The organism is Pseudoalteromonas sp. Z1A6 (assembly GCF_011378745.1).
Classification (GTDB): Bacteria; Pseudomonadota; Gammaproteobacteria; order Enterobacterales; family Alteromonadaceae; genus Pseudoalteromonas; species Pseudoalteromonas arctica.
The window spans coordinates 1-10,657 of the sequence record NZ_WTKW01000136.1 but is presented as its reverse complement, the minus strand read 5'-3'; the positions used below and the strand labels follow the sequence as shown (position 1 = coordinate 10,657).

Sequence of the window (10,657 nt, the reverse complement as noted above, 5' to 3'; positions counted from 1 at the left end):
TAGCGCAATTTCCTTATCGTTAAATAGACCCCATATATAAGCAGATTAGTATTAGTTTAATCCAGTAGCTGATTATTTATTTTTAAGTGGTGATATTTAATTATTAATGTAACCCCGCGCATTAACATAAAACAGCTCATAGCCAGCCATAACCCGTTATTTTGCAAGTCTATAAACACCCAAAACACACCAAAAAAGCCAACTCCAGCTGAAAGTATCATACTGTTACGCATGTTCTTTGCTCGCGTAAGCCCTACAAAAACACCATCAAACAAAAAGCAACTCATGGCCAAAATAGGCAACACTATTAGCCATGGTAAATAGTGTGTTGCCTCTTGAATAACCTCTGGCACATTGGTTAAAAGCTTGATTATACCGCTGCCGAATAATGCAAAAAAAGCGCTATATAAGACGCCAAAAAGCATGCCCCAAAATACACTTATTTTAACCCAAAGCTCTATATTTTTAACGCTTCCTTGGCCTTTAGCTTGCCCTACTTTTGCCTCAGACGCGTAAGCAACGCCATCAAGAGCAAAACTCACCAACATTAGAAAGTTAAGTAAAACAGCATTAGCAGCTAATGTGGTTTCGCCTATACGCGCTGCGTAAAACGTCATAAAACTAAAGCATAATTGCAGTATTAAAGAGCGAATAAATATATCTCTATTCAAACTCAATAATTCAGCCATTTTGCTAATACTCAACCAATTCGGTACATTTAGATCAATGTCTTGTTTTTTAGCTAGTTTAACCACTAAAAACAGTGCAAATACTAAAGCCGTATAATCAGCAATAAGTGAAGCCCACGCAGCGCCTGCAACTGCCCAATCTAAATAAACAACAAAATAAATATCGAGTACTATATTAACGATATTAGTGACGAGTAATAAATAAAATGGGCCTCGACCATAATGCACACCAAGCATCCAACCCAGTAACACTAAATTACACAATGCTGCTGGAGCACTAAAAATACGAATGCTAAAATACTGATACGCTTGGATAAGTACATCGCTATTGGCGGCGGAGAGGTAAGCAATAGCGTGCTTTATTAATGGGGATAACACAATTAATAGCACAGCCACTGCGCTTGCAAGCAATAAGCTTCGTTTAAGTAGAGCGGCAAGTTGGGTTAAATCGTTTTTTCCATATGCTTGTGCCACGAGCCCCGTGGTGCTCATTCTTAAAAAACCAGCCAGCCAAAATAAAATAGATATAACTGCAGAGCCAAGGGCAATACCCGCTAAGTAATGAGCGCTTCCTAAGTGCCCAATTACAGCGGTATCAACAATTCCTAACAACGGCACTGTGATATTTGATAGTATCATCGGACCCGCTAACAACAGCAAGCTTTTATGGTGTGCCTTATTATGTATAAGAAATTGTTTCATTTAGTATTATTTATCCTCATTAGTGTATCTGTGCGGGCTCAAGCAGCCGTTATTTTACAGTATCATCATGTTAGTGAAACCCTACCCGCTGTAACGAGCGTTAGCGCCAATACATTCACTAAACATTTGAGCTATTTAAAAGAGCACAACTTTAACGTTATTCCTCTTAATGAGTTAATAAGCGCACTTCAGCAAGGTGAAACCTTACCTGATAAAACTGTCGCCATCACCTTTGATGATGGTTATAACAATAACTATGAACAAGCCGCGCCTATTTTAGAAAAGTTTGGCTACCCGTACACTATCTTTGTAAATCCTAAATTAATAGACGAGAGCATGAGCTACGTAATGGGGTGGGATAAGCTCAAAGAATTATCTAAAAAAGGGGCATTAATAGCCAATCATAGCGGACAACATGATTACTTACACCTTAAGCTTGAAAACGAAACCGATGCACAATGGCAATCACGTATTAAGCAAGATATTATTAGCTCTCAAAAGCGTATAAAAGAAGAAATAGGCCACGACTATAAATACTTAGCATACCCGTATGGTGAGTTTAATAACGAGCTGCAAGCACTTGTGACAGAGCTTGGTTTTGTGGGTATTGGTCAGCACTCCGGCGCTGTAAATAAAGACTCTAATTTTAGCCGCTTACCGCGTTTTCCTGCATCAGGCTTTTACAGCAAACTAGAAACTCTTATTACTAAGCTTAACTCACGCGCATTTAATATCACCAATTTAACTTATCAAGATAGCGTTACACAACAAAATCCACCCACGCTCACAATTGAATTTAAAATGGGTGACTTTCATAAAAGCCAATTTGCCTGTTACGTATCAAGCGTAGGCCAAGCAGATTTAAAATGGGTAAATAAAAATACAGTCGAAATAACCTCACCAAAGGTGCTTAATAAAGGGCGATCTCGTTTTAATTGTACGGCCCCTTCTATTTCTAGCCCTGGTGATTATTTTTGGTTTTCGCAGCCTTGGGTAATTGAAGCGCCTAAACCTTAACTGCCTGATGTAATAGTCGCTGGGTTATTTTATCCAGCGCAACTATCTCGTCCGTTGCATTTAACTCAGCGGCAGCCTTAGGCATACCCCATACCACCGATGAGTACTCATCTTGAGCCAAGGTATACGCACCGTTTTGTTTTAGTGCAAGTAATCCTTTTGCGCCATCACTCCCCATCCCTGTTAGTATGGCTGCAACTACGTTTTTAGCTCCTGTCTCAACTAATGAGTTAAACAGCACATCTACCGCAGGTTTATGTCTGTTAACCGGCTCGCCATCATCAAGCTGGCAATACAAGCTAACACCTCGCTTTTTAATACTTAAATGAAAACCACCTGGTGCTATATAAGCCCAGCCAGTGCTAAGCTTATCGCCATGTTCAGCCTCTTTCACATTTATCGTGCATGTACGATTCATTCGCTCAGCAAATGAGGCGCTAAACACAGGAGGAATATGCTGAGTAATTACAATGGGCGGGCAATTTTGTGGCATTTTAATAAGTACTTCTTTGATAGCCTCAGTACCACCCGTTGAAGCACCTATCGCAATTACTTTATTAAGTAAAAATTGAGAATGGGTATTAATAGGCTCATTTGTGACGACCGTTTTTTTATAGCTTCTTACTCTTGCTCCAGCAGCTATTCGCACCTTTTGTTGAACAAGTGATGCATATTGGCTCAATTGCTCTCTTACGTTATTAGTAGGCTTAGCTATAAAATCAACAGCCCCTAATTCGAGTGCCTCGAGTGTAATAGGAGAGCCTTTTTGGGTCAGTGTTGAAATCATCACTACTGGCATTGGTCTTAATCGCATTAAGTTTTTTAAAAAACTAATGCCATCCATTTTTGGCATTTCTACGTCGAGCGTTAATACATCAGGATTTAACTTTTTTATCATTTCGCGAGCTTCGTAGGGATCCTCAGCGCTCCCCACTACCGTAATATCTTTAGCTTGCTGTAATATTTCAGTGAGTAAACGCCTAATTAAGGGGGAGTCGTCAATTATTAATACTTTAATCATGCATACTCCTAAAACAGCTCTATATCAGTTACTACTTCTTGCTTTTTAAGGTTTTGTAAGTAACGGACTTCGCGTTTTTCAATCGTATTATTATGTAGGTTTTTAAGTTTTTTCATATGAACTTTACCGGTGTTCGGATGAAAAAATATTTTTCGTGGCCATGGTCCACCCATATCGTGGGCAACTAGATTTAATGCCTCTTCTTTAATATACGCCGCTGCAAAACTAATATTACCCAGCCCTATATCAGTCATCGCACTAATAATTTTACCCCCACCAAAAAGTTTTACTTTTAGGTTACGGCGAGATGCACCATTTTTTAAAACTTCGTTTATAAGATACTCCATAGCCCAATTGCCATACCGACAACTTAAACTATGCGCATTCTTAAGTTCTACTCCCTTTTGAATTGGTAACATAAAGTGATTCATGCCCCCAATCCCTAGTACTTCATCGTAAACACAAGCCGCAATACACGAACCCAGAACTGTAGAGATCAGCTCATTATTTTTAGAAACATAAAACTCACCCGGAAGCACTTTAGCAACAACGCTACCTCGGCCCGAGTCCCAATATCGTTTAATATGTTCAAAGTTAGGTAATACCGGCCTAAACTCTGCGTGCATTTTGTCCCTTTTGGTACATAGTTTTCCCTAAATTTTTAAATTGCGTATGCTCTTTTCCCATACTTTCTGAGTGACCTAAAAACAAATAACCTTGTTCATTTAATATATTGGCGTAACGCTTAAAAAGCTGATCTTTTGTTTCTTTATCAAAGTAAATAACAACATTACGACATAAAATAAGATCAAATGATCCTTTCATTGGCCAATCTTGCAATAAGTTTAAACGCTTGAATGAAATAGACTCTTTTAGCCTATCTTTAACTTTATAGTTTTCACCGTCTTTACTTTTTAAAAACCAACGCTTAAGTTGCACGTCATCTAAGCCGTTAACATTCGCTGCGGTGTAAATACCCTTTTGTGCTTTTGCCAATACATTAGAATCTAAATCGGTTGCTAGTATTTTTACATCCCAATTGCTCGGAAATGCATTATTTAAAGTCATCGCCAAACTGTAGGGCTCTTCTCCTGTTGAGCAACCTGCAGACCAGATTCTTACTCGCTTACTATTTTTATTTGCCTTTAAGAGAGCAGGTACAAGCTCAGATTCTATAAATTCAAAGTGGTGTATTTCACGAAAAAAAGACGTTAAGTTAGTTGTTATTGCATTAATAAAGGCATCAAACTCCTGATCTTTATGGCTATTTAAATACTCTAAATAGGCTTTAAAGTCAGTTAGTTTTCGCTCTCTAATACGTCTTGCTAAGCGTGAATAAACCATCTCTCGCTTATGCTCACCTAATACAATTCCACATGCGCTATAAACTAAACTGGCAATTTCTTTAAAGTCGCGGTCGGTACACAAAAACTCTTTCATTGTTCGCTCTCAATTTAGCCTGCCAAATAATACCTCGCTGTGATTATGTATTCAGCGAGGTATATAAGAAGATTGGTTGTTAAAATTCTTCCCATTCATCAGCAGAGTCTACAAAGTTATCGCCTTTGGGTTTATTACTTACAAAACTGCTTTGCGACTTATGAGATAATTTAGGTGTGCGCATAGTCGGCGAAATCATCGCCATCTCTTGCTGACCTATTGAGAAAAAGTTGAGTAGTTGGCGCATCTCATTAGCTTGCTCAGCCATAGACTCGCCAGCGGCAGAGGCTTGCTCTACTAAGGCGGCATTTTGTTGCGTCATTTCGTCCATCTGTGAGATGGCGGTATTAACTTGTTCAATACCCGCACTTTGTTCCTCAGATGCCTCTGTAATATCAGAAATCATTTGCGTCACTCTTTGTACCGATACAACAATCTCTTTAAGTGTAGCGCCCGACTCATTAACTAATTGAGAGCCATCAGCTACTTTGCCTACACTATCTCTTATTAACTCTTTAATTTCTTTCGCTGCGCCTGCAGAGCGCTGTGCTAAATTACGAACTTCACCTGCAACAACCGCAAAGCCTCGACCTTGTTCACCAGCCCTTGCAGCCTCTACTGCAGCATTAAGCGCTAATAAGTTAGTTTGAAATGCTATTTCGTCAATGACACCAATAATATCTGCAATTTTCTTGCTCGACTCATTAATTGCCGACATGCTCGTAACTGCTCTATTTACAACCTCACCACCTTGAATCGCCTTTTCGCATGTTTCTTCTGCTAAATCGTTTGCCACTTTTGCGTTATCAGCATTTTGGCGAACGGTGCTAGTCATCTCTTCCATGCTCGACGCTGTTTCTTCAAGTGACGAGGCTTGCTCTTCTGTACGTTGGCTTAAATCAGCATTACCTTGAGAGATTTCCTCTGCACCACTGGCTACAAGCGTTGCCGATGAATTAATGCGATTAATCACTTCCGTTAACTTATCTGCCGTAGCATTAGCATCGCGTTTGAGTTTATCAAATGAGCCTTTATATTCTTTTTCAACTCGTTTTGATAAATCACCATTTGCCATCGCATCGAGCATACTGCCCGTGTCAGCAACTGCATCATCAACTATTTTAACTAAGCTATTTAGCCCTTGAGCCAAACGTAAAAAGAATCCTTCCTTGCCTTCTTCCGCGACTCTTATATCTAATTCGCCATTACCAGCAGCGCTAATAAGTTCGGCTATTTCTTTTTCAAGCGCAACCTCATTGGTCCTATCTTCCCACTCAACAATGGTGCCTAAATGCTTTCCATCTTGGCTAATCCAAGGTGAAGCAATCAAGGTGAAAGTGACACCCGCTAAAAGTAATTCGGCTTTATGAGGCTTATCGAGATTTTTTAATAAATCGCGCTGATGATTAGGGTGCTTATGAAAATCATCAACACAGGTGCCAATTAAATTATCAACAGAAAAGCTTGGTAATACAGTTTGTAATTCTTTTTCGCGGACTTTTAGCATTTGCTGAACACGATCGTTCACAAATACTATATTAAGGTCTTCATCAGCAATCATTACGTTCGCTTGGCAAACTTTAAGCGCATTTGCTAAATCGGCTGCTTTGCGAGATGCTTTTTCAAGCTCTTTTTGTTCAGTAATATCAGATGCGTATTTAATCACTTTAAACGGCTTGCCGTTCATATCATAAATTGGGTTATAAGATGCTTGAATCCAAACCTCCTGACCCTGCTTCCCTATTCTTAAATATTCCCCTGAATCAAATTCACCACGACCTAGTTTGGCCCAAAATTCTTTATATTCGATACTATTTGCATGTTCGGGTTCAATAAAAAGCCTATGGTGCTGACCTTTAATCTCGCTAAGTTGATAACCAAGTGCATTTAAAAAGTTATCATTGGCATCAATAATAGTGCCATCTAAATTAAACTCGATAACCGCTTGAGATTTACTTATAGCACTAATTTGCCCTGAAGCTTCTGCTGCTATTAACTTTTGCTCGGTCACGTCGGTGGCAAACTTAACTACTTTTAATACTTGCCCTTGCTCATCAACAATTGGGTTATAAGTTGCTTGGATCCATACCTCAGCTCCACCTTTTGCATTACGCTTAAACTCATCTGAGATAAACTCGCCATTACGCAGGCGTTGCCAAAAGTTCTTATAATCGTTGCCCTGAGCTTCATCTGGGTCAACAAACATAGAGTGATGCTGGCCTTGAACCTCTTCAAGGCGATAGCCCATCGCGTTTAGAAAATTCATATTTGCAGTAATTATTTTTCCGTTAGGTTCAAACTCAATCACCGCTAATGATTTATTCAATGCGTCTACAATTAAATCATTACTTGATTTTGACTGCTTTGGATTACTAAACCATCCCATGCTCATCACCACCTTTAAGTTTATTATTCATTTAGTTTCTATTTGCTAAATATTCATTGTTTTTTGCAGGTCAATTAGCGCTACCATTTTTTCACCAACATTCACCAACCCAGCTACATATTCACAATTATTCGACTCAGATAAACTAGGAACCGCTTTCGCATCTTGCTCCGCAATACTGTAAACATCAGAAACGGCATCAACAGCAACACCTATAATTTTACTACCTAGTTCAAATTCTATTTTAACAACGATAACCACCGTTAATGGCCCATAGTCGACACTTGGTAATCCAAAGCGCAACCGTAAATCAATAATTGGCACTATTGTTCCACGTAAATTAATAACGCCTTTTACAAATTCAGGCGCATTGGGCAGTACTGTAATTTCTTCCCAACTGCGAATTTCTTGTACTGTTAAAATATCAACGCCGTATTCTTCATCAGCCATAATAAAAGTTAAAAACTGTTTTACACCTTGCTGTTGCTGAAGATTTAATTGATTACTTAACTGGCTTTGCTCTGAGCTCATAACGCCTCCAAAGTGGCTTGCGTTTCAATCGTTAATTCTTGGCTACCTGGTTTTTTTAAACCTGAGAGCTTTATTAAGCCGCTAATGTCCACAATCAGCGATACACGCCCATCGCCTAAAATAGTGGCTCCCGATACGCCATCCACCTTATGGTAGTTTGCCTCTAAACTTTTAATAACAACCTGTTGTTGAGACAGTAAATCATCAACTAATAAACCCACCTTTTGGTTATCTGTTTCTACAACAACAAGCAGCGTTTTATCGAGTGATTCAATGGCATTTTTATGATTAAAAATATCGTAGAGCCTTAAAATAGGAATGTATTCGTCCCGAAGCCTCAATACATCAAGGCTTTTACCCACTCGACTCACTTTAGCAATATCAATTTGCAGAGATTCCACAATAGAAATGAGCGGGATAATATAAGTATGCTGAGCCACCTTAACTAATTGCCCATCTAAAATAGCGAGAGTAAGTGGTAATCTAATAGTAAACGTAGAACCAACACCGGCCGCTGAGGTTACTTCTACTGAGCCATTTAATGATTGAATATTTCGCTTAACTACATCCATCCCAACTCCACGACCAGATAAGTCACTTACCTCATCTACTGTCGAAAAGCCGGGCATAAAAATAAGCTCATTTATTTCATCGTCACTGAGATGGTTATCAGCTGAGATTAATTCGTTAGTGATGGCTTTTTCTTTTATTTTTTTTGTATTTAACCCCTGCCCATCATCCATTATTTCAATAACAATGTTTCCACCCTGATGAAATGCATTTAAGGTTACTGTGCCAACGGGATCTTTACCTGCCGCCAGTCTTTGCTCAACAGTTTCTAATCCATGATCAAGTGAGTTCCTCACTAAATGCACCATAGGATCGGATATTTTTTCCATTACTGTTTTATCAAGCTCGGTTTGCTCTCCAATCAACTTTAGCTCAACTTGCTTATTTAGTTTTTGCGCTATATCTCGCACTAATCGAGGAAAACGACTAAATACAAAGTTTATTGGCAGCATACGAATGCGCATCACATTTTCTTGTAAATCACGCGTATTATGGGCAAGTTGCGCTAGACCTTCTTGTAGTAAAGTGATTGTGGCTGGTGTGATTTCTTGTTCGCTAAGCTGATTGAGCATCGCTTGTGTAATAACAAGTTCACCTACCATATTTATTAACGAATCAACTTTATCAATACCAACTCGAATGGAGGTAGACTCTGGTGTACTTGCAGGTTTTTTATCTTTATTAGCAGCGGGTTGCTTTGGCTTACTAGGTAGCTCAGCTACTTTTATTAAATCGGATGTTTCAAGCTCAACAGCTTTAGATATCTCACCTTGATTAGGTTGTATTTGCTCATCATTGCCAAATAAGCCTCCGCATAATTCAATTTTTATGTCGGCATCGTCTTCTACCCATTCAAATACTTCTTTTATGGCTTTTTCATCATGGCTAGTATCTAAAAAAATGCGCCAATGTAAAAAGCATTCATCACTACTTAAATCGGTGATTTCTGGAACTTCATCGTAAAATACTGTGGTTTCTAACTCACCTAGCTCTTCAAGCTCACTGATCATATACAGTGGCTCGTTTCCTGTTTTAAATAAATGATGATGGGGTTTAAAGTCTATTTGATAGGTGTTACTACTTGTTTGCTCTTCACAGCTTTGAGGTTTATTCTCTTGTGTTTCGTTTTTCATTCCAAGTACATGTTCAAATTGTACTTTTAACAAATCTGCCTCAGTTAAATCTGGCTCTTGCTCACCTTGAAGTGCAGCAAGTAAAGCGCGCAAGCAATCCACAGCTTTGAGTAATAAATTGACATGCTCGGTACTAAGCTCTCGTTCACCTTGGCGAATTTGATCCAGTAGTGTTTCAAGTACATGAGTAAAGTCAGCAACGGAGCTAAAGCCAAAAGTGCCACTGCCTCCTTTTATTGAGTGAGCAGCTCTAAAAATAGTGTTGATAGTTTCTAAATCTTCCTCACCTGGCACTAAGTTTAATAGCTCAGCCTCCATGGTATCTAGGCCTTCAAAACTCTCTTCAAAGAAAACTTCAAAAAATTGACTTAAATCTATACTCACACTGCGCTCCTTAGCGAATAACTTTTTTAATTACCGCTAGTAGCTGATCGGGATTAAATGGTTTTACAATCCAGCCTGTTGCACCAGCAGCTTTACCCTCTATCTTTTTTTCTAAGCCCGACTCTGTAGTAAGCATTAGTAATGGTGTAAATTTATAACTCGGTAAAGTACGCAGCTCTCGTATTAATGTAATTCCATCCATTATTGGCATGTTTACATCTGAGATCACGGCATCAAAATCTTGTTGCTTGGCAATAGCGAGAGCTTCACTGCCATCTTTAGCTTCGGTTACATCAAACCCGGCAGTTTTTAATGTAAAGCTCACCATTTGACGCATCGATGCTGAATCATCAACCGCTAAAATTCTTTTCATATATACCCCTAACTTTTACTTTCGGTTGTTAAGTATTGGCTTAAGCCAAGTTTATTAATTGTATGCGTTAAGGCCTCGCTACTGCCTACCCATATTATTTTGTGCTGTATAGTAAGTAGGTGTTTTTGTAAGGCGCATAAAAGTTGAATTGAGGCAGTATCAGCAGAAATCACATCGTTAATATCAAGACAGATATCATCGTTGCTATTGAGTTCGTGTAGTAAGTCTTGATGTAGTGTTTCAACTTGCGTAATAGCAAGTTCGCTCGGAAGTTTTAGCATTTAGTAAGTGCATTCCCTGTCAATTCAATTCATAACAAAAGCTTAGCCCTAGTTATTAAAATTGCCATAAAATGCTTAATTAAATTTAACCTGTCGTTAAAATACAAAAAAAGGAGCCTAAAGCTCCTTT

Annotated in this window: 10 protein-coding genes; 1 reads left to right on the top strand and 9 read right to left on the bottom strand. The window is 38.8% G+C overall.

The features are described from left to right. Positions 1 to 56 precede the first annotated feature (56 nt). Positions 57 to 1,328 carry an MATE family efflux transporter gene (locus tag GQR46_RS10290; protein ID WP_024591683.1) on the bottom strand — a complete coding sequence of 424 codons (1,272 nt, stop codon included), beginning with the start codon at positions 1,326 to 1,328 and terminating at the stop codon, positions 57 to 59. 42 nt (positions 1,329 to 1,370) lie between these two features. Between GQR46_RS10290 and GQR46_RS10285 the strand changes: the two genes are divergently transcribed. Then, positions 1,371 to 2,408, top strand: coding sequence for a polysaccharide deacetylase family protein (locus tag GQR46_RS10285; RefSeq protein WP_165729074.1), 1,038 nt, complete (start codon positions 1,371 to 1,373; stop codon positions 2,406 to 2,408). On the opposite strand, the gene GQR46_RS10280 is transcribed toward GQR46_RS10285, so the two are convergent. The 8 genes from GQR46_RS10280 to GQR46_RS10245 form a co-directional block, all read right to left on the bottom strand. Then, entirely contained in the window at positions 2,398 to 3,429 is a 1,032-nt protein-coding gene (locus GQR46_RS10280) for a chemotaxis response regulator protein-glutamate methylesterase (protein WP_165740891.1), read from the bottom strand. The genes GQR46_RS10285 and GQR46_RS10280 overlap by 11 nt on opposite strands. A gap of 8 nt (positions 3,430 to 3,437) precedes the next feature. After that, positions 3,438 to 4,055 carry a chemoreceptor glutamine deamidase CheD gene (gene cheD / locus GQR46_RS10275; protein WP_007584962.1) on the bottom strand — a complete coding sequence of 206 codons (618 nt, stop codon included), beginning with the start codon at positions 4,053 to 4,055 and terminating at the stop codon, positions 3,438 to 3,440. Further along, positions 4,039 to 4,869, bottom strand: coding sequence for a protein-glutamate O-methyltransferase CheR (locus GQR46_RS10270; protein ID WP_165740890.1), 831 nt, complete (start codon positions 4,867 to 4,869; stop codon positions 4,039 to 4,041). Before GQR46_RS10270 ends, cheD begins: the two co-directional genes overlap by 17 nt. Positions 4,870 to 4,948: 79 nt before the next feature. Beyond that, the gene (locus tag GQR46_RS10265) at positions 4,949 to 7,255 is read right to left on the bottom strand and encodes a methyl-accepting chemotaxis protein (protein WP_165740889.1); all 2,307 of its coding nucleotides are present in this window, start codon (positions 7,253 to 7,255) and stop codon (positions 4,949 to 4,951) included. 45 nt (positions 7,256 to 7,300) lie between these two features. Next, positions 7,301 to 7,786, bottom strand: coding sequence for a chemotaxis protein CheW (locus tag GQR46_RS10260; RefSeq protein WP_007584959.1), 486 nt, complete (start codon positions 7,784 to 7,786; stop codon positions 7,301 to 7,303). Next, positions 7,783 to 9,873, bottom strand: a complete 2,091-nt coding sequence (locus GQR46_RS10255; protein ID WP_165740888.1) for a chemotaxis protein CheA — start codon at positions 9,871 to 9,873, stop codon at positions 7,783 to 7,785. Before GQR46_RS10255 ends, GQR46_RS10260 begins: the two co-directional genes overlap by 4 nt. A 10-nt stretch (positions 9,874 to 9,883) precedes the next feature. After that, the gene (locus tag GQR46_RS10250) at positions 9,884 to 10,246 is read right to left on the bottom strand and encodes a response regulator (RefSeq protein WP_007584956.1); all 363 of its coding nucleotides are present in this window, start codon (positions 10,244 to 10,246) and stop codon (positions 9,884 to 9,886) included. Positions 10,247 to 10,254: 8 nt separating this feature from the next. Then, on the bottom strand, positions 10,255 to 10,527 hold the full coding sequence (locus GQR46_RS10245; RefSeq protein ID WP_002959595.1) for an STAS domain-containing protein: 273 nt from the start codon (positions 10,525 to 10,527) through the stop codon (positions 10,255 to 10,257). Positions 10,528 to 10,657 lie beyond the last annotated feature (130 nt).

Coding starts and splice junctions, on each gene's coding strand:
- GQR46_RS10290 (WP_024591683.1), bottom strand. CDS start 1,328: ATGATACTATCAAATATCACAGTGCCGTTGTTAGGAATTGTTGATACC.
- GQR46_RS10285 (WP_165729074.1), top strand. CDS start 1,371: ATGTATAAGAAATTGTTTCATTTAGTATTATTTATCCTCATTAGTGTA.
- GQR46_RS10280 (WP_165740891.1), bottom strand. CDS start 3,429: ATGATTAAAGTATTAATAATTGACGACTCCCCCTTAATTAGGCGTTTA.
- cheD (WP_007584962.1), bottom strand. CDS start 4,055: ATGCACGCAGAGTTTAGGCCGGTATTACCTAACTTTGAACATATTAAA.
- GQR46_RS10270 (WP_165740890.1), bottom strand. CDS start 4,869: ATGAAAGAGTTTTTGTGTACCGACCGCGACTTTAAAGAAATTGCCAGT.
- GQR46_RS10265 (WP_165740889.1), bottom strand. CDS start 7,255: ATGGGATGGTTTAGTAATCCAAAGCAGTCAAAATCAAGTAATGATTTA.
- GQR46_RS10260 (WP_007584959.1), bottom strand. CDS start 7,786: ATGAGCTCAGAGCAAAGCCAGTTAAGTAATCAATTAAATCTTCAGCAA.
- GQR46_RS10250 (WP_007584956.1), bottom strand. CDS start 10,246: ATGAAAAGAATTTTAGCGGTTGATGATTCAGCATCGATGCGTCAAATG.
- GQR46_RS10245 (WP_002959595.1), bottom strand. CDS start 10,527: ATGCTAAAACTTCCGAGCGAACTTGCTATTACGCAAGTTGAAACACTA.